The sequence below is a fragment of the Bacillus sp. ISL-78 genome (assembly GCF_018613455.1).
Lineage (GTDB): Bacteria > Bacillota > Bacilli > Bacillales > DSM-1321 > Peribacillus > Peribacillus frigoritolerans.
Genome location: NZ_JAGGQC010000004.1, coordinates 499777 through 521126, shown reverse-complemented (window position 1 = coordinate 521126; position 21350 = coordinate 499777). Strand labels below are relative to the sequence as shown.

Genomic DNA, 21350 nt, shown 5'->3' with positions numbered 1-21350 from the left:
TGCCAATTTATTGAATTTTTTTGTTTGCATTTCTCTCAATCCTAAGCTCTTTATCATGAATTTCTTTTTATGCTCATAAACTGTTAGGAAACTTTCAGTAGGAGGGAAAAGAATTGCAAATACATGTGGTTAGGCCAGGCCAGACGTTATATGGCATCGCCCAGACGTACAGCGTAACCGTTGACAGGCTCGTTGAATCAAATAAGATCCCTAACCCAAATAATCTTGTTTCGGGGCAGGCCCTTGTCATTCCAATCGTCGGCAGTTATTATTTCGTTCAACCGGGTGATAGTCTTTATTCCATTTCCCAAAGGGTTAATGTCCCTGTTCAAGAATTGGCAAATATAAATGGCATTTCCGAAAATCAAAGCCTATCCGTTGGATACCGGCTTTATATTCCGGCACGGAGGAAAAGGACCGCCGAATTCAACGGCTATGTCGAGCCGAGGGGTACGACGGTTGCACCGGCCCTTGTGACGGCCGCCAGGGAAGCTGCGCCCTATTTAACCTACTTAGCCCCTTTCAGCTTCCAGGCGCTGCGAGACGGCTCCTTAAAAGAGCCATTACTCGATGACTTCCCTGCCATCGCCAGGGAAAATAAAAATGTCCTGATGATGGTGATCACGAATCAGGAGAATGACCAATTCAGCGATGAGCTCGGGCGAATCATCTTAACGAATACTTCCGTTCAGAATAAGTTCTTGAACAATATCGTTACAACGGCAAAGAAATATGGTTTCCGGGATATCCACTTTGACTTTGAGTATTTACGGCCTGCCGACAGAGAAGCCTATAATCAATTTCTCCGAAAAGCCAGGGATCGCTTCAAGAAGGAAGGATGGTTCATTTCCACGGCACTGGCCCCTAAAACAAGTGCTGAGCAAAAAGGCCGATGGTATGAGGCGCATGACTATAAAGCACATGGTGAAATCGTCGACTTCGTCATCATCATGACATATGAATGGGGATATAGCGGCGGACCGCCAATGGCAGTGTCACCTATCGGACCTGTTCGGGAAGTCCTCGAATATGCCGTCACCGATATTCCTTCCAACAAGATCCTGATGGGGCAAAATCTATATGGCTATGATTGGACCCTGCCTTTTGTACAGGGATCCACTGCCAAGGCCGTAAGTCCGCAGCAGGCCATCCAAATTGCGGCGGACAATGATGTTTCCATCGAGTATGATGAAACCGCACAGGCCCCTCACTTCAATTATACCGATATTGAGGATAGGCAGCATGAGGTGTGGTTTGAAGATGCCAGATCGATTCAGGCAAAATTCGATTTACTCAAAGAATTGAACTTAAGGGGAATGAGTTATTGGAAACTCGGCTTAGCCTTCCCCCAAAACTGGCTGCTCATCAGTGATAACTTCAACGTACGGAGAAGGGTTTAACAAGAGATATAGGAATACCGAAGCTGAAATGGGCATATAATCAACCATCGAGCATGAAGTCCATTCAGGATACGTGACTCAGCACTAAAGCCTTCCGACATCTTCCGGAGGGCTTTTATCATTTACCGGATTCGATCAGGCAATATGCCGATATTCATCATTCAAAGTTTGTCTGTCGGGACCCTTATGAGCCATGCCTTTTTTGACCATACTATTAGAAACAGCTTAAAGGGTGTGAAAAAAATGATTCGAATCGGTCCATACATCAGTACCGTTCCCAGATTTCCGCGTTTCATCAGATTGCTTTCCATCATCGCATTATTTTTACTTTCATTCGGGGTCTTGATCCACATTGTTGAGCCGAAGAGATTCCCCACCTTACTTGATGGCATCTGGTGGGCAATCGTGACGATGTCAACGGTCGGCTATGGAGATTTCACTCCCGTGACCAATCTTGGCAAAATCATTGGGATGGTCCTCATTTTGTCAGGGGCCGGCCTGATTACTTCTTATTTTGCGTACATCGCTAAAATCTCCATATCCAATGAACAGCAATTTCTAACTGGTAAGAAAGTCTTCGGCGGCGGCGGACATATTATCATTGTGGGCTGGAATGGCCGATCCAAGAGAATCATCCAAAACATTCATGATCGTAAGCACCATCAATCCATTGTCCTTATCGATGATACTCTGCAAAAGCACCCGCTTCCACGAACGAATATCCACTTTATCCAAGGAAAAGCTACATTGGATTCCGTTTTGCAGAAAGCCAATATTAAACAAGCCATACGCGTCCTTATTACGGCTGACCTTAAGCAGGACGAGCTGCAAACGGATATGTTCTCGATTTTAACGTTACTGGCCGTCAAAGGGCTGAATCCGCATGTGTATTGTCTTGTGGAAATATTGACGCATGAACAAAAGGAAAATGCTTTACGGGCTGGGGCGGACGGTATAGTCGAAACGAATAAATTCGCGAGTGAATATATGCAGGATTGCTTATCGAAGGGGATCATAACGGAAGCCAGCGAACAGAATGAGCGGGATGGATTGAGCCTCAAACAGCTGCCCATCCAGGATGACTGGGCGGAATTGACGTTCAAACAGCTGAACGTTAAGCTATTCGATCAAGACATTTTATTGGTCGGCATCATTTCAGGAGGCAAGACCTTAATCAAGCCCCCCGGAGATGTAATCATCCATCGTGATGACACCCTAATCATCATTGATGATTAATGCAATAAAAGCTTTTCCAGATTACGGACAAGCGTTTTTCCTAATGAGATATAGTTTTCCGGAAATTCTGCATCCGGATTTTCAGGCTCGGCAAACTGATTGAAGGAAGCGGAAAGGTTTCCGATATTTCCTTCATCGTCCATCCCGTCCTCGTACTTATGAGATAACAAAAACGGTTGTAAGAGTTCGACCATCACCCCGTCCTGATCGAGTGAACCATCCACAGCCTTGAAAGGGACCCGCAGGAATTGGTAGCCATCACTGTCATCAATCTTATAATCAAAAGACCCGTGATCATAATCCCATCCTCCGCCTATCGCATATCCTTCCGGTTTTAACTTTGTCTCCAGATCGAACAAACCGAATGTTTTCCCTTCCAACTGAGAAGAAATCTTAATCATTGTATAAAACCTCTTTCGCTAATTTTCTATTAGCTTAACCAAAGTGCCTAAAAAAAAACCTGGAACAACTCTATTGTCCCCTTGATCAAGCATAAAGGAAGATTGGCTTCCTCACTGATTTCCAAGCTTTCCTTACGCTTTATTTCAGCTTCGTCGCTCCCTCCTCCTCCTTCATTCGTAATTACTGGATTTTCTGCTGGCAGCGTCAGGAAAATGCGGATTTACAACGTTAAGCACATTTTCCTGACGCTACCCATATATAACTTTGGCTCTTTGGCTCATTAAGTTTAACTATAGCATTGAACGAGACTTTAAATCCCCCACTTTTAACCTCAGAAATATGAACTAGGAACAGCACATAGAATATTATAGAAATACTGCGGCTAATACTGGACATGGAGGGGATGTATTTATATGAGTACCAGAATGATCCGGCAACTGATAAGGTCAAGGCAACAGGAATTAGTCGAACTTGCTGCTTCATTTATTCGAATTCCATCTGAAAATCCATCGCCCGAGTTTAAGAATAGGTCAGCAGAAATGGGACGCCATATTAGCCGATACCTAGCAGCAAAAGGGTTCTTGATTACCGAGCACCGCCGTAGCGAAAATGCGCTGGTTACCGTGGTCTGTGATGCTCCCTTAACCAGGGTACCTGGTCCACGGCTCCTATTTTGTGGACATACAGATGTCGTACCTGCAGGCGATTGTTCACATTGGATCTTCGATCCTTTCTCAGGAGAAGTCAGAGCAGGTATGCTTTTGGGTAGGGGAGCCTCCGATATGAAAGGAGGCTTGGCATCACTGATTTTTGTGGCTGGACTACTTCAGGAGTTCGCCCCCACTCTTAATTTGAAAGGTAGCCTAGGAGTTATTGCCTCTCCGGATGAAGAGACTGGCGGCATTGAGGTGGCCTCGCTCCTGGATCAAGGATTGATTAAGGGTGATGCTTGTCTGATTGGTGAACCAACGGACCGCTACCATCCGAATGCCGGTGAAAAGGGCAAGGCATGGATGCAGGTGATCATACCAGGTCAGACGGATCATGGCAGCCTACAACCGCTTTATGGAATCTCCGCCGTACGAAGAGGGGCAGCCGCGGTCGAAGCACTAACCAAGCTATGGGAGCTCAAGGCAACGCCTCCGCCAGAGCCTTGTCAACTTTTGTACAATACTGAGTGGCTCCTATCTCAGAATCTAGGAAATCCCTTACTGTCACAGTTACTTTATCGTCCCTCTTACAATCCAGGTGTAATCCAGGGCGGAACAAATGTGAACGTCGTCGCAGACAAGTGTATCATTAAAGTGGATACCCGGGTTCCATTCGGTATGAAGCCCGAGTTTGTCCTTGATGTCGCTAGGAATCTTGTTAGTGCTGTAGCGCCAGGTGCGGTTGCAGAGCCAATGGTACCCTGTACTAACCCGAACTGGACCTTAGAGGATCGTCCAATTGTGAGGGCCATAGAACTGGGAATCCAGCGTGTCCTTGGAATGGAGGAACCCGTCTTCAGCGTACTTTTGCTTGGTTCAAGTGATGCCAGTCACTTCCGGCGCCATGGCATTGAAACCGTCCTTTACGGTCCTGGGCTGGAACACACTATCCATGGGTACGATGAACGGGTTTCAGTGGAGAACTTAGTAGAATCTGCCGAGATATATGCTGAGACTGCAATCAAGTATCTTAGGTCATTTTAAATCTATTTTTCACTAAACTTTATGCAGGTGCAGGGTATGCTGCACGCGCTACTGCTAATGTTCTCTCTCAAGGTGTATATGGTGGTGGTCATTGGTGGGAATAGTTATATACTCTTTGGTATTAATTCTTTAGTTCAATGCTAAACTAAATATATTCATTGCATGTTTTGATCAAACTTTGTTTCAAATTTACATGAAGACCAAAAGCTAAAAAAAAGAGCCTGGAGCAGAAAAACCGCTTCAGGCTTTTTTCTTTTTGGGAAAAGTGGGAATTCCTTTTTTCACTGAATGAACTAGGATTTTTTCAAATAATTCTTTGCCTTCTTTTTTAGTCAGGTTCACTTTCTGTATTATTAACATCTGACCTGTAGACAAACCAAGGGTTACAAGGAAGGGCTAACAGCAAGGAGAGATAAAGGATAAAACCCTAGCACTAAACGATATAAAAACATTTAAGTTCTCCCAATATGATTTCCTCCAGTTTTGATTTTCTCTTGTTTTAGCATCTTACATCTTCTTCTTTCCATCCGGCAGGCAGGCTTCTTGCGGACCAGGTAACCGTTCTCAGTTTCTCTAGCTCCTCGATACTAATTCCCCCCACTTTCATTTTCGATACCAGTATCGAATATGTTTATTCTTACCCTTTGGCGTTCAACCAAAAAAGGCATCAAGCCGGAGGTTATTCCGGCTTGATGCCTTTTTTTTTATAAGCGCTGTTCAAGCTCCGCTTTTTTCTTTTCATAACCCGGCTTGCCTAAAAGAGCAAACATGTTCACCTTATAGGCTTCCACTCCAGGCTGATCAAATGGATTTACACCCAGTAAGTAACCGCTCATTGCACAAGCTTTCTCGAAGAAATATACAAGGTAGCCGAAAGTATAAGCATCGAGCTGAGGAACCGTTACGATCAGGTTGGGAACGCCACCGTCCGTATGGGCTAACAGCGTACCTTCAAATGCTTTATTATTCACGAATTGCACCGATTCACCTGCTAGATAATTCAGGCCGTCCAAGTCATTGGCCGCTTCTTCAATCAAGATTTCATGACGGGCCTTTTCCACTTTGATGACCGTTTCAAAAAGATCACGCCGTCCTTCCTGGACATACTGGCCTAATGAATGCAGGTCAGTCGAGAAGTTAGCCGATGAAGGGAAAATCCCTTTTTGATCCTTTCCTTCACTTTCCCCAAATAACTGTTTCCACCACTCAGAGAAGTATTGAAGTCCAGGCTCATAGTTTATCAGCATTTCAATCGTTTTCCCTTTATTGTAAAGGATATTACGAACCGCCGCATATTGGTATGCCTGATTCTCCCCTAGCTCGGAAGAACTGAAGTCGGCCCTGGCACGCTCGGCTCCCTCCATGATTTGATCGATATCCGCCCCGCTGACAGCAATCGGAAGCAGCCCTACAGCCGTTAAGACCGAGTAACGTCCGCCAACATCATCAGGAATGACGAAAGTTTGGAAACCTTCCTCCGTTGCTACCGTTTTTAATGCGCCCTTCTCTTTATCAGTCGTAGCATAAATGCGGCTTTTAGCTTCTTCAACGCCGTATTTTTGTTCAAGCAGTTTCCTGAAAATCCTGAAGGCCAGTGCAGGCTCCGTGGTCGTACCGGATTTAGAGATGACGTTGATCGAGAAATCCCTATTTTCCAATAGGTCCATCACGTCCTGCATATATGTAGAGCTTATATTATTACCGACAAATAAAATTTGCGGTGCTTTCCTTTTATCCGAAGGTAGAATGTTATAAAAACTATGTTGAAGCATCTCAACTGCTGCCCGTGCTCCCAGATATGATCCACCGATTCCGATAACCAGCAGCACTTCTGAATCTTCTTTTATTTTCGCGGCCGCTTTTTTGATTCTTGAGAACTCTTCTTTATCATAATTGGCAGGTAAATCAAGCCAGCCAAGATATTCATTGCCTGCCCCTGTCTGCTCATGCAGGGAATGGTGTGCCACTTTTACAGCATCCTGTAGATAGGTAATTTCATGCTCCCCGAAAAACGGCAGGGCTTTTGAATAATCGAAACGAATATGGGCCATTCAAATTCCTCCTTGAATTCTTTAGTTTCCCTTTCACTTTATCTGATGTAATTCTCATAATCAAGAAATCGATCAAGTAAATAACGAATTATGCATATAAAGCAATCTCCCACCTGGCACGGAGGGAGATTGGATCATATCACTTGTTTATAAGGAAGCCCGTAAAATGGCAAGGACATCTTCACGGTTGAGGACTTTGAATCGTCCAAATTCCCCTCTGCTCATCGCTTTATCAGCCATGACTTCCAATTGTGAGTCATCGATGCCATAATCCGAAAGATTGGTCGGCGCCCCTAAGCTGCTCCAAAATGACCTTAGTCTTTCAATGCCTTCAAGGGCCGCTTCCTCATCCGTTTTACCTTCCGGATCCACATGGAACACACGGACTGCAACTTGTTTAAAGCGTGCGACATTTTCATGGAGCACATGCTTCATCCAATTCGGGAATAAGATGGCCAATCCTCCTGCATGCGGGATATCATAAACAGCTGAAACGGCATGTTCAATGTTATGCGTTGCCCAATCACCGCTGTAACCAACCCCAAGCGACCCATTCAAAGCTAGGTTTCCGGCATACAGGATAGTGGCCCGATGCTCATAATCCTCCAGGTCTTCCAATAGTTTAGGTGCCGTCTCAATCACCGTCGATAACAGCGATTCACAAAAACGGTCTTGCAGCGGTGCATGCGTTTCCGGGTGGAAGTACGTTTCGAATACATGGGACATCATATCAACCATTCCGTATACCGTCTGGTCTTTTGGTACTGAAAAAGTATTTTCAGGGTCCAAAATGGAGAATTGCGGAAATACCAAAGGACTTCCCCATCCATATTTCTCTTTCGTTTCCCAGTTTGTTATGACAGATCCGGAATTCGCCTCAGAGCCTGTTGCCGCTAAAGTCAGCACCGTTCCGAATGGAAGGGCCTCTTCGACTGGTGCCTTCTTAATGACAAGATCCCATGGATCCCCCTCATATTTAGCACCTGCAACGATGGCCTTCGTAGCGTCTATAACGCTTCCCCCCCCAACCGCAAGAACAAAGTCGATCCCATGTTCTTTACAAAGGTCAACACCCTTCCGGACTGTTGAGATTCGTGGATTCGGTTCAACTCCGGAAAGTTCGTGCACCTCTGCATCGACCTCTTTCAAGACATTGATCACTTTTTCATATAAGCCATTTTTCTTTATGCTTCCTCCACCATATACAAGTAAAACTTTATCGCCATAGGCGGGAATTTCAGTTTTTAAGCTTTCAAGCTGACCTTTCCCGAAAATTACTTTTGTAGGATTTTTATATGTGAAATTCTCCAATGGTATCTCTCCTTTAATGCCACATTGACCCCATTTTTCAAATGAACGACAGGGCCAAGTGCTAGTTTTTCTTTATTCATTATGACCAATGTTCCATTTAAATACAAAATATCCGCCCGGAACTTTTGAGTGGATGTATATTTACATGCTGAAAATGCATGATAAATAAAGAACTGATTTTTTCAAAAAAAAGGAGGCTGTACAATGAGTGGAATACAAAGAATTGCACTTGTTCTTACAATAATCGGAGCAATCAACTGGGGGTTAATAGGGTTTTTCCAATTTGACTTGGTCGCTTCGATTTTCGGAGGGCAAGATGCTGGAATGGCCCGTATCGTTTATGGATTGGTTGGAATTGCCGGTCTCATTAATCTTGGTCTTCTCTTTAAACCAAGTCCTGAAATTTCCAGGGAACCTGAAACCAAACCGACTCGTTGAGATCTTGACCCTGGACAATGTTATATTCTATAAAATAAAGCCGGACCATGGATAAACACATGACCCGGCTTTATTTCATTCATATGCCCCAAGACAAAAAAAACCGGCTGATCGAGGATCTGCCGGTTCTAAAAAATTATTTTTTGATTAAGTCTTCGCGTTGAGATTGTTCAATCCACTCTTGAAGTTTGTCTTTCAATGTGTTGAAACCTTCAGTAGATTCGATGTGAGATGTCGCTTTAACAGATGCTTGGCGTTTTTTCGGAGCTTTTTTCGGAGCTTCAGTACGCTCAGGAGCTTCTTCTGTAGCGCGGATCGATAAGCCGATTTTTCCAGCAGCTGAATCGATGGAAAGAACTTTAACTTTCACTTCATCGCCCACTTTTAAATGTTCGTTGATATCTTTAACGAAGCCGTGAGTGATTTCAGAAATGTGAACTAAACCTTGAGTTGATTCATCTAGAGCAACAAATGCACCGTATGGTTGAATACCAGTAACTTTACCAGCAACTACCGCACCAATTTCGAATTTTTCAGACATGGTAACACTCCTATTTTATATATATTTTTTCGTCTTTTCACGCAATAAAAAATTATATCACATAATTGGAAAATAATCAAAGTTAAGTATACCATACTTTTCGGGATTTTACTCATTAAAAATGTTTGTTTTTTGGAAATAATAAATATTATAAGATCTTTGTATATAACTTAACCTAAAAATTTGCAAATAACCTCTATTTCCCTTAAGATATTTACTCATTTTTCTAAAGATTGTAATATTAAACCTATCCAATTGCCCATAATCATAGTAAGATGAGAAAATGTTTTAAAAAAAATAATATACAGCTAGATATTCTTTACATCTAAAGGAGTTTTTCCATCATGTCAAAACAAGATCAATGGACTTCAAAACTTGGGTTCATCCTGGCAGCCGCGGGATCCGCTATTGGATTGGGCGCCATCTGGAAGCTCCCGTATATGACTGGGGAAAATGGCGGTGGGGTCTTTTTCCTGCTCTTCATTATATTCACCCTGCTTATCGGGGCACCGATATTAATAGCGGAATTCACGATTGGCCGCAATGCACAGAAAGATGCCATTAGCGCATATAAACATATCGCCCCTGGAAAGCCTTGGGCATTGATTGGATATGGCGGTGTCGTCGCTTCAATCATCCTTCTTTCCTTCTTCAGTGTTGTTGGAGGCTGGATCATCTCCTATTTAGCAAGGAGCTTTACAGGTTCCCTCTCAAACTTGACGCAAGAGGAATATGGGAACTTCTTCAATACGATAATCAGCAATCCTTATGAAACGGTCATCGCTCAGTTATTATTCATGGTCTTTACCATTTGGGTCGTGCAAGGCGGCGTTTCCAAGGGAATTGAGAAGGCTAATAAATATATGATGCCTTCATTGTTCATTCTTTTCATCATCCTTCTTATCCGATCCTTGACGCTGGATGGAGCGATGGAAGGTGTTAAATTCTTCTTGAAACCCGACTTTTCCGCATTAACGGGGGAAACGATCCTTTTGGCACTCGGCCAATCCTTCTTTGCACTAAGTGTCGGTGTTTCCGTGATGGTAACCTACGCATCCTATTTAAGTAAAAAAGAAGATATTACAAAATCGGCCTTTTCGGTAGTCGGACTGAATATCTTCATTTCCTTGCTGGCAGGTTTGGTCATTTTCCCGGCTGTTTTCGCACTGGGTTTCAGCCCTTCAAGCGGGCCTGGACTGGTATTTGTCGTGTTGCCTGCCGTCTTCAATGAAATGGCGCTTGGCGGGATCTTCATGTCCATTTTCTTCATATTATTATTATTTGCCACCCTTACGACGGCATTCTCCATTCTCGAAATCGTCGTTGCAGCCATGATCAAGGGGGATTCCGCAAAACGGAAGAAGGCTTCTTGGATAGCTGGTATCACCGTTTTCCTGATTGGGATTCCAAGCGCATTATCTTTCGGGGTGCTTTCGGATGTGAAGGTTTTCAATTTATCCATATTCGATTTCGCTGATTATCTGACAAGCAATATCGCGCTGCCAGTCGGCGCCTTGTTCATATCCCTTTTCATCGGCTATCAAATGAAAAGGATCGAGGTACAAAAAGAGTTCGAAACTGGCGCTGATCCCGGCCGATCACTTTTTAAACTTTGGTACTTCCTGATTCGCTACATCGTGCCGATCATGATCATACTCGTATTCCTTAAGTCAACTAATCTCATTTAACATTCAACGTGCCGTTTCGTTAATCCCGATGCGGCATTTTTTTCACAAAACTTACATATTCCGTTCCTTCACTTAAGTAATAATATGGTAAAATAATTACATAATAAAAATATATTTCCTGAAAAAGGAGTGTCTGACCATGTCAAATATTGCGAAGAATATCCGTCAATACCGAGAAGATCACAACCTAACTCAACAGGAACTGGCTTTGAAATTACGAATCGGCACGAAGAAAATCGAAAAGTATGAATCGGGTGAATCGGTTCCTGATACACAAACCATTTTACGGCTTTCCACCGTTCTTGACATTCCGGCTTCAGAATTCCTGAAGGAGAGCGGTAACGCCGCTGGTATCGACGAGGACATAAAAAAATTGATTGAAGAAATCGGAACCAAAAAAGCTGAGCTCATTCTAAGAACAGCCAAGGACTTTAGCGAAGAACAAATTCTGAAAGTTATGCATACTTTATATAATACACAAGCTTAATTCAAAAAAATGGGTCGTAGTATATGTATTTTTTTTCTGGGTACTGGATATACTATGATTAACACTTTCTATGTTAATCCATTAGATTAACTCTTTTTTCTAATTCCCCCTATGGAAAGGGATCCGGCTGCTAATGGCCGGATCCCTATTTTTTTGCTTTTATTGGCAATGATTCTTCATGAAACGTTCCATTCTTCTGAGGGCCTCCTGAAGCTGTTCCATGGAGGATGCATAAGAACAGCGAATATGACCTTCACCGCTTTCCCCGAACACATCTCCCGGTACAACGGCAACAAGTTCTTCCGTCAGAAGTTTTTCAGCAAATTCCATCGAAGTCATCCCCGTTCTTTCGATTGATGGAAAAGCATAAAAAGCGCCGCCGGGATTATGGCAATCCAGCCCCATATCGTTAAATGATTTCACGATATAATTTCGTCTTCTCCGATAACTCCGACGCATTTCTTCCACATCCTGCATACCGTTCTTTAAAGCTTCCAATGCAGCATGCTGCGCAACGGTCGGCGCGCACATCATCGCATATTGGTGAAGCTTAAGCATCGCTTCGGAAATTTCCTTAGGTGCACAAACGAATCCAAGACGCCACCCAGTCATCGCAAATCCTTTCGAAAACCCATTGATGACAATCGTCCGCTCAAGCATGCCGTCAACGGCAGCAAAAGAAGTGAATTCCTCATCATAAGCAAGTTCGGCATAGATTTCATCGGAAATCACCAGCAAGTCATGCTTTTTAACGATGTCAGCAAGCATCACTAATTCTTCCTGCCCAAGCTGGGTTCCCGTCGGGTTATTCGGTGAACAGATTAAAACGGCCTTCGTTTTAGGCGTGATCGCCGCTTCGAGTTGTTGGGGGGTCAACTTAAAGTCTTCTTCCTTGGATGTTTGGACCGTGACCGGTATTCCCCCTGCCATTGTCACAAGCGGTGCATAGGCCACGAAACAAGGTTCGACGACAATGACTTCTTCACCTGGATTCAAGATGGTCCTCAGGGCAATATCGAGGGCCTGGCTTGCTCCGACCGTGACAATGATTTGATCATCCGGTCTATACGAAACATGGAACTGTTTCTCCATATACCGGCTGATTTCCGACCTTAATTCAAATAATCCGGCATTGGCCGTATATGAGGTATATCCTTCCTCCAGGGAGTTGATCGCCGCTTCCCTTACCGCCCAAGATGTAACGAAATCCGGCTCACCTACACCAAGCGAGACGACCCCTTCCAAATTGGCTGCCAAGTCGAAAAAGCGGCGGATGCCTGATGGCTTAAGCTCTGCAATCGTTTTTGAAACATAACTCGTTTTAATCATGGTGACACCACTATCCGCTTATCTTCTTCAGTTTGATCGAAAATGGTGCCATCATGCTTGTATTTTTTCATTATGAAGTGAGTCGTCGTAGAAATGACGGAATCCAGTGTCGAAAGTTTTTCCGAAACGAAGCTTGCCACTTCGTTCATCGAACGCCCTTCGACAATGACTGAAAGATCATAAGCCCCAGACATTAAATATACGGACTCGACTTCCTTGAATTTGTAAATCCTTTTTGCAACATCATCGAAACCGACGCCGCGTTTTGGAGTGACCTTTACATCGATCATCGCTGTGACACCATGGTATTCATCCACTTTAGCCCAGTTAATGACTGTTAAGTAACGTACAATGACCCGCATATCTTCCAATTTCTTTAATGTTATTTCAATGTCCGATTTTGATTGATCGGTCATTTTAGCCAAATCCTTCAGATCAATCCGGCTGTTATTTTCAATGATTCTCAAGACTTCCAATTCCTCTTCATTCAAGTGCATTGGAAAACCCCCCTTTTGGAATTCACTAATTTAGCTGTGATGGTTCGGCTGGCAGATAGTCTCACGAATTACCTTATTAGACTTTTTAAAAAACCTATATGACAATATAATTTAATAAGTCCTATGCTGTCAGGATAAACTTACACTATTATATCAAAATTGGTTGAATACCTGTTATAGTAATTGTGTTTTTTCATCGTTATTATTACAATTACTGTTATGCAACAGTATTATAGGACCTTTTTTGGAATATCCAGGGTAACATGGGTTTTTTATTATGGAACAAAACGGAGGAGGAGCTTATATGGAAAGGCATACAATCAAAGGTCTCGAACGGGTAGGGAATATCGAAATCTATTTTGAATATGACCGAATCGATGATTCTCTCCCCACCCTTGTCCTGCTTCACGGATTTTTGTCATCGAGCTTCAGTTTCCGTAAATTAGTCCCCCATTTAATCAAGGAATATAATGTGATCTCCATAGACCTCCCGCCATTCGGGCAAAGCGGAAAAGATTATCGATATACATATTCATTCCGAAACATCGCTAAATCCGTCGTTATGTTCCTGGAGGGAAAAGGCATCAGGAAATTCAATATCATCGGCCATTCCATGGGCGGGCAGATATCCCTGCAGCTCATCAAGTCATATCCTGCTCTTGTCGACCATGCCATTCTACTTGCCGGCTCAGGCTATCAGCCCGGCTATTCGGAAAAAATGAAGATGGTCAGTTACCTGCCTTTCTTTTCATACGGGATAAAACGGTATCTGCAAAAATCGGGTATCGAAAAGAACTTGAAAAATGTCGTCCATGACCCGGCGATGATTGACGATGAAATGCGGCAGGGATATCTAGGGCCATTCATAAAGAAGCATGATATTTTCCGGGCATTGGGAAGGATGCTTCGAGATAAGGAAATCGATTTGCTGAAGGAGGACCTTAGTGATATTCATACACCATGCCTGCTTATTTGGGGAAGACATGATCGAGTGGTGCCATTGAATATCGGCGAAAGGCTCCATAAAGACCTGCCTAATTCAGAGCTTGTTGTCATTGAGGATTCCGGGCACCTTCTTCCAGAGGAGAAACCTGAAGAAGTGTATCAACTAATTAAGGGGTTTATCGGAGTAGCCACCCCAACGTAAACTCACGAGTAAATGGGTGAAATTCATGAGTAAATGGGCGAAATTCACGAGTAAATGGGCGAAACTCACGGGTAAATCACTGAAACTCACGAGTATACTGCACAAACTCACGAGTAAAAGCACAATTCACCAATAAATCGCCGAATCTCACGAGTAAATCACTGAAATTCACGAGTAATCTGCACAAACCATCAGTTAACTGAACAAACTATGGGTATAGAGCAAAAAAACAACGTAAAAAAGGTGCCCCTGATTTCCGGGTACACCTTTTTCACCTTTATATCGAACAGCTGGCATCATTTTTTATGATGAGCAGCTTTCGCGCAACGTCCAGGCACTTTTCCATCTGAATGGATTCATCGAATGCGAACTCGTAAATGGATTTTATTTTTTCCGCCAGTTCCTTCGGGTCATCTATATCCCGGATTGCTACGACCGTATCTGCAATTTCCGGCTCATATAGATCCCAACCTATCTTGAAAGGGTCCCATTCTTGTAAAACGGCAACCAATGCTAAATTCATTTGCTGTGTATCCATCTAATTTATCACCTGCTCAATATTTTCAAAGAACATGATATCATAGTATCATAACAACAGGCTTTTCGCGAAGACGACAAATTTTTATTCGGTGGTGTATATTTTGAACAAATCAATTTTTGAAGAACAAATCAACAGGGAAAATTCAGGGTCTGCAAAATGGGATAAAAACTTCCTCACATCCTTATATGGGCGCGAGGATGTTCTGCCAATGTGGGTTGCCGATATGGACTTCCCATCTCCTGAGGGCATTCAAAAGGCATTGATGGAACGCTTGAATCATCCGATTTTCGGCTATACCGTCCCTTCTGAAACAGTTTTCACTGAAATTCAAAGCTGGCTTAAAGACCGGCACTCCTGGCAAATCGATAAGAAGTGGATTTCATTCAGCTCCGGTGTCGTTTCCGCAATCGGTACAACGATCCAGGCATTCACGAACCCGGGTGATAAAATACTGTTACAATCCCCCGTCTATACCCCATTTTTTGATATGATCAAAAATAATGACCGGGAAGTGGTCAATAGTCGCCTTATCATAGAAAAGGACCGCTTCGAGATTGATTTCAGCGATTTTGAGGACAAGCTGAAAAGCGGAGTGAAACTATTCCTTTTTTGCAGTCCGCATAACCCTGGCGGACGCGTTTGGACAAAGGACGAACTCCTGCGGATCGGGGAGCTATGTGAAAAATATGATGTAGTCATCGTCAGTGATGAGATACATGCCGACTTATTCCATACAACATCCAAGCATTATCCGATCGGCTCGCTTTCAGAAAAATTAGCGGATAGGACCGTTACTTTGATGGCGCCAAGCAAAACTTTCAATATTGCCGGCCTTCAGGCTTCATTCCTGATCACCAGTAATGAAAGATTGCAGAAGCAATTGCAAATGGCGCAAACGAAACTGGCCTTCCATGGCCTTAACATCTTTGCCTTAACAGCAATGGAAGCCGCGTATCGGGAGGGCTTGGAATGGCTTGAAGACATGATTGGCTACATTGAGGAGAATATAAAAGTGGCAGAGGAATTCATTGCAGCCGAAATTCCTTCACTGCATGTCATGCATCCGGAAGCCTCTTACCTTTTATGGATTGACTGCCGTGACCTTGGATTGAACGACAAGGAAATAAAGGATCGACTGATCCATCAAGGGAAGCTGGCATTGGAGCCTGGTTCTAAATACGGACCTGGCGGAGAAGGTTTCGTCCGCATGAATCTCGGTTGTTCACGCAGCGTCCTGATGGATGGGCTAAACCGGTTGAAATTGGCTTTTTCTTAAATAAAAAAGAACCAGGCTTAGAATCCTGGTTCTTCTTTTTCAATCTTTTTCTTCATCCACATAAGGATCATGCTCATATCGGGGCAAATCCCCAAACGGGGTTTGAATATTTTCTTCAAAAAGTTCTTCCTTCAATTCTTCATATTGGGAGTTCGGATAAACCGTTACCTCTTTACCGTATATATCCACACCAACGAAATTTTCATAATTTTCCACATAGCCGACATTTTCTTCGGACTCGACATACATATCTTCGTAATCGTTTGGCGGATTTACGAAATCGGAAGGCGTTTCAGATGTTCCATAACTGGCAACATCCTGCCAAGAATCTTCCGCATCGTACGCGACCGATTCATGCCGGTCATCATAATCAAACCTCCCGAATGGGGGTCCCAGCACTTCCTCTTCCACCGGCCTATTGTCCGAAGTTTCCTGTGAGGGGGTATGTTCGACACAATAAGTCGTAGTAGGGATTGCTTTCAAACGTTCAAGAGGTATTTCCTTTGAACAAACCTCGCATTTTCCATACTCACCTGCCTCGATGGCAGAAAGCGCTCGTTCAATATCCCTTATTTCATCCCGATCATGCTCGGAAAGGGCCAAATCCTTTTCCCGTTCATATAACTCGGTTCCTTCATCTCCGGGATGATTATCGTAACTCGATAACTCACCAGTCGAATCCTCCAGGCTTCTTCTTAAATCGTGGTTGCCTGAATCATTTAATCGCTCTTCCAACTCTTGCTTCGTTTGCTGCAATTGCTGTTGAAATTCTTTTAGCTGCTGATTGGATAGCATGTGCAACATCCTTTCAAAATCGTTCTTCCCTCTAGTATTTCTCTCTTCCCGTCATTCCATAAAGGTACTTTTTACCTTAGGAATAATTTAATTCAGATAACAGAAGCTAACTTAGAAATATTAATTTTAAGGAGTGCTTCCATTTGTATTTCTATAAAGAAGACTTAATCAATATGATCGTTCCCGATAAGCCTGATCCAAATGCAGCAAAAGTGCTTCAGGAAACGCTTGGAGGGCAATTCGGGGAAATGCGGACAATGATGCAATATTCTTTCCAAAGCGCCAACTTCCGCGGCAAAGCTAAACAATATCGTGATTTAATTCGCGGGGTTTTCTTAGAGGAACTGAGCCACGTCGAACTTGTCCAATCAACCATCAATCAGCTGCTGAATGGTGCTGGCGGGGATATGCCTGGAGATTCCGGTATCGATGGCGCCCCATTGGATGAAGTCATCAAAGGCGGTGCAAACCCCCACCATTTCATCGTCGGTGCGAAAGCATCCCTGCCCGTCGATGCTGGCGGCAATCCATGGAACGGATCATGGGTTTATGATCACGGTAATCTTGTGGCCAACCTTTTGAACAATGTCATGCTTGAATCTACGGGAGTCCTGCAAAAGTCCAGGATTTATGAAATGAGTTCCAATAAAACAATGCGCGAAACACTGGCATTTTTAATGGTTCGCGACAATTCCCACCAAAATGCATTTGCCAAGGCACTGGAAACGCTTGGGGTCGACTGGGGAAAAATCTTCCCTGTACCTAATTATGACTTGAACAAATATCCTGAATGCCGCAAATATGTGGATTTAGGCTACCATAATGCCCAATTCAATTTCAGGATGGACCAAACACGTATCAGTCAGATTTTCCAAGGCGAGACCCCGAGCCGAAATGGCGGAAACCTTGCTGTTACCGAGCCGCCAAAAGGATTCCCTGTGCCTGAAATGCCGGATATGCCTAATGAACATAGCCCTGGATTGAGTGATTTGAATAATTAAAAAAGAAGGCGGACACATCATTCTGTGTTCGCCTTCTTTTTTAATTATTGATATATTTCTCAAAAACAAAGCCAAAATCTTTCACATGGTACTTTTTCCGGCTGTCCATCAACCATTCAAAAGCGGCCGAATTAATTTCCTTGAAACTTGCAGCCATTTGGCTTCCATCAGTTCGAACCTGGTTCAAGGTGGAAGAAGCAAGGTTTACGCTTTGCTGGGCATATTGAAGGGCAAACTCATTCTCATGGCAAATTTCCGATATTTTCACGAGTGATTTGAACAAGTCCTTTAATTCTTCAATGAATTTCTTATGGACATCAATGGAGAAAGTCTTTGCACCGATCGAAAATTTAATTTCCGCATCCAAATCCACTGTACCTGCTGTTTCAAGCGTGGCATTGGAAATCGTATACTGGCTGTAGCTATATCTTGTAAGTGTTCGCTTTTTGCTAATCGCACTTGTGCCGTCCAAATGTATGAACGCTTGATTCGTGAAACAGTACTCATCGGTTTTCGATTTAATCAGGAAATAAATTTTTTCCCCATCTTCATGCATGATATAATCATCTGCATCCACCTTATCAAAATCTGCAGGACTAATCACACTTCCAATGTCACTAAGACCAAGGGCATCAGCCGCCATTTTCTTAAACATAACTATTCCCCCTATCAATATCCAGGTGAATTTCACCTTATTATAAGCATTTCTCCAGTATGATCTCATCTCGGATCGGAATTCCATCAAAACTGTAAAATGGTATTTCCGGCTTGATCTTCCGTGATTCTTCCACGGCATTTTTAACGATTTCCGAAATGACATAACCACGCTTTTGAAAAAACTTCAACGCCTGTAGATTATCGTTCGTTGTAATTGCTTTAATAGTATGGCAATTTTTTTCCTTAGCGATATTTTCCATCACATAAAGCAATGATGAGCCCACACCTTGATTCTCATGCACACTGTTCAAAGAGATGATCTGACATACATGGTCGGATAATTTGTATGTTCCCAACCCCGTGATTTTTCCATTCTCGTCCACCACCCCAACACCCTCAAGTTCCGCATAATGAAACAAGCCTCTTGAAAAAACGACTTGAGTCGTCTCCCAGTGCTGAATGAAAAAATCCTTGACCGTATCTGCCGCAATCATTCTTTTAGCTACGATTTGCATAACCAATTACGCCCCCAAAATTTCTATCTCTATGCTTCTAGTATAAAATGCTTATGCTAAGAAGGGAACATTTAATTCTTTACGACCTTCTAACAAAACATAATACCATTCATATTCAGATAATCATATCCAAAAACGGGGCTCGCGATGCAGGCACCTTCCGGGATCAGGAAATGGTATCATCCTTTATACGCTGGTTCCTTCTGGTGACCTCATCTTCGAATTGCTTCGTTTTCAATTCTTCCTTCTTTGAATATCTTATAATTGCCCTCATCGTAAAAACGGCCGCCACTAAAAAAATGAAGCAAGTTATACCAGCCGAGATATATTCAGTCTTGTCTTCCGGAAAGTAAAGAAACAAACCTAGTAAAGCATGATTGAGAAAGTCCATCCGTTACATCCTTCCTGATAGGGAATTAAACTGCATTCTCTCATTATATCAATTACCAGAACAATCCACTAGTGGGCCTAATCCACTAAAACATAAAAAACGAGAGGCTCTGAGCCCCTCGCTTCTCTTTTATTCATAAAATGGTGATCCCTTTAATGACAACGTCCACTGCTGGCTTGTCTCCCGCAACTGTCTCTACGTTAGCAATCGTATCAACAACGTCCATGCCTTCGACCACTTGTCCAAAAACAGAGTGTTTATGATCCAGCCATGGTGTGCCTCCTTGTTCCATATAAGCACTGATGATTTCTTCCGGATAACCGGCTTGCTTCATTTGCTCACCCATCCTGCTGTCCACATGCTGGGCTTGTACGACGAAGAATTGGCTGCCGTTAGTTCCCGGGCCTGCATTAGCCATGGAAAGAGCTCCGCGCAGATTGAATAATTGCATGGAGAACTCGTCCTCAAATGGAGCTCCCCAAATACTTTCTCCACCCATTCCAGTCCCTGTAGGATCTCCGCCTTGAAGCATGAAATCCTTGATGACACGGTGGAAGATGATTCCTTCGTAATAACCGTTTTCAGCATGTGTCAAGAAATTCTCCACTGTCTTTGGAGCCAGTTCAGGAAATAGTTTAATTTTAATATCGCCCATCGTCGTTTGCATGATGACCGCTTTTTCATTTTCCAAAACTTCACTTGTTAATTGCGGAAAGTTTGTCATTGTACATAACCTCTTTCTTTTTAAAATAAAATGGCATGAAACACCATTTTTCATCTTCATTCGTACACTTTACACGATTTTCATAAAAAAAGCATCTTTACGAAATTGAACAAATTCGCTGTGAAAAATCGTTGTTCTTATGTATCATGAAGGGAGTTAAAAGAAAGGTGGTAGGGAAATGTCAGAACAGGATTTTAAAATCGGCGATAAGGTTATCGCCATATATAAAACTGGAAAATACATCGGGGAAGTCACCGATATCAGACCTGCTGCATATCTTGTTAAAGTGTTGGCTGTTTTGAAGCACCCCATGCAGGGAGACCTTCATAACCCGAAGCAAACGGAAGTGTCCATGTTCCATCAGCGGCGTGCTCTTGCATTCCGGGAGCAAACCAATGTACCAAAGAATATGGTAAGGACTTTCAATGAGGAGATTCCGGAGTATAAGGAATCCTTAAGAGAAGCTGTTGCGAAAATGAAAGGCACTTTAAGCGAAGCCCAAACAGAGTGGAATGATAAAAGCTTACAGTTGCTTGAAGATCTAGCGGCGGATTATTTCAAATAAAGCTTAAAAGCCAAATCAGTAGTATATGATTTGGCTTTTATAACGCTAAATGATTCAATACTTTTGATAAATCAATGCGGTCGCCAATTGTCGTCGGTTCATGATTTTTCATATAACTTTTATCTTTCTCCACTAACTTAAAGATATTATATGTCGTAATCGCATCATCCAGCGCCCTGTGATGCTTGCCTGTCCCTTCTTTGCCATAGGCCTGTACAGCCTTCCAAAGTCCGGTTTGATTTTGATCCCCGAAAAAGCGTTTATACTCCAGGCAAAGATCATTTTCCTTCCCTGAAAAAGGGAAATCCAATCCTGCCTTCTGACAATTCTGGCGAAGCACCTTCATGTCCATATTTCCCCAAGTAACAATCGTCGTCGGGTGCTGTTCATCTATTTTCTTCAATAACGCAACCAGCTCTTCAAATGATATCCCCCGGTCCACCTGATCCTGGGTAATGTTCAAGAACTTCTTGCATCTTCCCGTTAAAACTGGAAATTTCAATGGGTTAACAAAAGATGAGAATTGTTCCTCAATGGTTTCATTAATGACCGTGACTAAACCAACCTCAATGATTTCCGGATAAAACCCCGTTGGATTGGCTTTTCCTTCCGGCATCGTAAATTCAAAATCTATGAATACATATTGCTGTTGTTCCTCCATTTT

The 21350-nt window shown here is 43.0% G+C and carries 23 protein-coding genes; 10 read left to right on the top strand and 13 right to left on the bottom strand.

Annotated features, from left to right (window positions below; all coding sequences use genetic code 11):
- Positions 1-113: 113 nt before the first annotated feature.
- Both J7I96_RS08160 and J7I96_RS08155 read left to right on the top strand, forming a co-directional pair.
- A complete protein-coding gene (locus J7I96_RS08160; RefSeq protein WP_214922542.1) occupies positions 114-1400 on the top strand; it encodes a glycoside hydrolase family 18 protein in 1287 nt (428 codons plus the stop codon).
- A 243-nt stretch (positions 1401-1643) separates the two neighbouring features.
- A complete protein-coding gene (locus J7I96_RS08155; RefSeq protein ID WP_214922544.1) occupies positions 1644-2636 on the top strand; it encodes a potassium channel family protein in 993 nt (330 codons plus the stop codon).
- Here J7I96_RS08155 and J7I96_RS08150 read toward each other — a convergent pair.
- The gene (locus J7I96_RS08150) at positions 2633-3037 is read right to left on the bottom strand and encodes a YugN-like family protein (RefSeq protein WP_214773116.1); all 405 of its coding nucleotides are present in this window, start codon (positions 3035-3037) and stop codon (positions 2633-2635) included. The genes J7I96_RS08155 and J7I96_RS08150 overlap by 4 nt on opposite strands.
- Before the next feature lie 414 nt (positions 3038-3451).
- Between J7I96_RS08150 and J7I96_RS08145 the strand changes: the two genes are divergently transcribed.
- Complete coding sequence (locus tag J7I96_RS08145) at positions 3452-4732, top strand: M20 family metallopeptidase (RefSeq protein ID WP_214922546.1); 1281 nt, start codon at positions 3452-3454, stop codon at positions 4730-4732.
- Positions 4733-5436: 704 nt separating this feature from the next.
- Here the strand turns inward: J7I96_RS08145 and J7I96_RS08140 are convergent.
- Entirely contained in the window at positions 5437-6783 is a 1347-nt protein-coding gene (locus J7I96_RS08140) for a glucose-6-phosphate isomerase (protein ID WP_214773114.1), read from the bottom strand.
- A 147-nt stretch (positions 6784-6930) separates the two neighbouring features.
- Positions 6931-8094 (bottom strand): iron-containing alcohol dehydrogenase, encoded by a 1164-nt coding sequence (locus J7I96_RS08135; protein ID WP_214922548.1) that lies wholly within the window; start codon positions 8092-8094, stop codon positions 6931-6933.
- Between the two features lie 204 nt (positions 8095-8298).
- Between J7I96_RS08135 and J7I96_RS08130 the strand changes: the two genes are divergently transcribed.
- A complete protein-coding gene (locus tag J7I96_RS08130) occupies positions 8299-8532 on the top strand; it encodes a DUF378 domain-containing protein (RefSeq protein WP_034310308.1) in 234 nt (77 codons plus the stop codon).
- A 136-nt stretch (positions 8533-8668) separates the two neighbouring features.
- On the opposite strand, the gene yugI is transcribed toward J7I96_RS08130, so the two are convergent.
- Positions 8669-9073, bottom strand: a complete 405-nt coding sequence (gene yugI, locus J7I96_RS08125; RefSeq protein ID WP_034310304.1) for a S1 domain-containing post-transcriptional regulator GSP13 — start codon at positions 9071-9073, stop codon at positions 8669-8671.
- Between the two features lie 344 nt (positions 9074-9417).
- Here yugI and J7I96_RS08120 point away from each other — a divergent pair, with 344 nt between their 5' ends.
- Both J7I96_RS08120 and J7I96_RS08115 read left to right on the top strand, forming a co-directional pair.
- The gene (locus tag J7I96_RS08120) at positions 9418-10761 is read left to right on the top strand and encodes a sodium-dependent transporter (protein ID WP_214773112.1); all 1344 of its coding nucleotides are present in this window, start codon (positions 9418-9420) and stop codon (positions 10759-10761) included.
- A gap of 139 nt (positions 10762-10900) precedes the next feature.
- Positions 10901-11248, top strand: coding sequence for a helix-turn-helix domain-containing protein (locus J7I96_RS08115; RefSeq protein WP_214773111.1), 348 nt, complete (start codon positions 10901-10903; stop codon positions 11246-11248).
- Between the two features lie 159 nt (positions 11249-11407).
- Here the strand turns inward: J7I96_RS08115 and J7I96_RS08110 are convergent, their stop codons facing one another.
- Together J7I96_RS08110 and J7I96_RS08105 are read right to left on the bottom strand one after the other, a co-directional pair.
- Positions 11408-12577, bottom strand: coding sequence for an aminotransferase (locus J7I96_RS08110; protein ID WP_034310296.1), 1170 nt, complete (start codon positions 12575-12577; stop codon positions 11408-11410).
- Positions 12574-13074, bottom strand: a complete 501-nt coding sequence (locus J7I96_RS08105; protein ID WP_214922550.1) for an Lrp/AsnC family transcriptional regulator — start codon at positions 13072-13074, stop codon at positions 12574-12576. The genes J7I96_RS08110 and J7I96_RS08105 overlap by 4 nt, the downstream gene beginning before the upstream one ends.
- Before the next feature lie 304 nt (positions 13075-13378).
- Here J7I96_RS08105 and J7I96_RS08100 point away from each other — a divergent pair, with 304 nt between their 5' ends.
- Positions 13379-14221, top strand: coding sequence for an alpha/beta fold hydrolase (locus tag J7I96_RS08100; protein ID WP_214922552.1), 843 nt, complete (start codon positions 13379-13381; stop codon positions 14219-14221).
- A 277-nt stretch (positions 14222-14498) separates the two neighbouring features.
- On the opposite strand, the gene J7I96_RS08095 is transcribed toward J7I96_RS08100, so the two are convergent.
- Positions 14499-14759 carry a DUF1871 family protein gene (locus tag J7I96_RS08095; RefSeq protein WP_048882924.1) on the bottom strand — a complete coding sequence of 87 codons (261 nt, stop codon included), beginning with the start codon at positions 14757-14759 and terminating at the stop codon, positions 14499-14501.
- A gap of 103 nt (positions 14760-14862) precedes the next feature.
- Here J7I96_RS08095 and J7I96_RS08090 point away from each other — a divergent pair, with 103 nt between their 5' ends.
- A complete protein-coding gene (locus J7I96_RS08090; protein ID WP_214773109.1) occupies positions 14863-16038 on the top strand; it encodes a MalY/PatB family protein in 1176 nt (391 codons plus the stop codon).
- A 39-nt stretch (positions 16039-16077) separates the two neighbouring features.
- On the opposite strand, the gene J7I96_RS08085 is transcribed toward J7I96_RS08090, so the two are convergent.
- Entirely contained in the window at positions 16078-16833 is a 756-nt protein-coding gene (locus tag J7I96_RS08085) for a TraR/DksA C4-type zinc finger protein (protein WP_095390931.1), read from the bottom strand.
- A gap of 143 nt (positions 16834-16976) precedes the next feature.
- Between J7I96_RS08085 and J7I96_RS08080 the strand changes: the two genes are divergently transcribed.
- Complete coding sequence (locus tag J7I96_RS08080) at positions 16977-17834, top strand: manganese catalase family protein (RefSeq protein ID WP_053536722.1); 858 nt, start codon at positions 16977-16979, stop codon at positions 17832-17834.
- A gap of 40 nt (positions 17835-17874) precedes the next feature.
- On the opposite strand, the gene J7I96_RS08075 is transcribed toward J7I96_RS08080, so the two are convergent.
- From J7I96_RS08075 to J7I96_RS08060, 4 genes are all read right to left on the bottom strand, one after another.
- A complete protein-coding gene (locus J7I96_RS08075) occupies positions 17875-18489 on the bottom strand; it encodes a PH domain-containing protein (protein WP_214773107.1) in 615 nt (204 codons plus the stop codon).
- A gap of 40 nt (positions 18490-18529) precedes the next feature.
- Positions 18530-19006: a GNAT family N-acetyltransferase gene (locus tag J7I96_RS08070; protein WP_214922554.1), complete on the bottom strand. Its 477-nt coding sequence runs from the start codon at positions 19004-19006 to the stop codon at positions 18530-18532.
- A gap of 166 nt (positions 19007-19172) precedes the next feature.
- On the bottom strand, positions 19173-19397 hold the full coding sequence (locus J7I96_RS08065; RefSeq protein WP_034310272.1) for a hypothetical protein: 225 nt from the start codon (positions 19395-19397) through the stop codon (positions 19173-19175).
- Between the two features lie 133 nt (positions 19398-19530).
- A complete protein-coding gene (locus tag J7I96_RS08060) occupies positions 19531-20121 on the bottom strand; it encodes a peptidylprolyl isomerase (protein ID WP_034310270.1) in 591 nt (196 codons plus the stop codon).
- Between the two features lie 178 nt (positions 20122-20299).
- Here J7I96_RS08060 and kapB point away from each other — a divergent pair, with 178 nt between their 5' ends.
- Positions 20300-20686: a kinase-associated lipoprotein KapB gene (gene kapB / locus J7I96_RS08055; protein ID WP_214922556.1), complete on the top strand. Its 387-nt coding sequence runs from the start codon at positions 20300-20302 to the stop codon at positions 20684-20686.
- A 37-nt stretch (positions 20687-20723) separates the two neighbouring features.
- Here kapB and kapD read toward each other — a convergent pair whose 3' ends face one another.
- On the bottom strand, positions 20724-21347 hold the full coding sequence (gene kapD / locus J7I96_RS08050) for a 3'-5' exonuclease KapD (protein ID WP_034310264.1): 624 nt from the start codon (positions 21345-21347) through the stop codon (positions 20724-20726).
- Between the last annotated feature and the right edge of the window lie 3 nt (positions 21348-21350).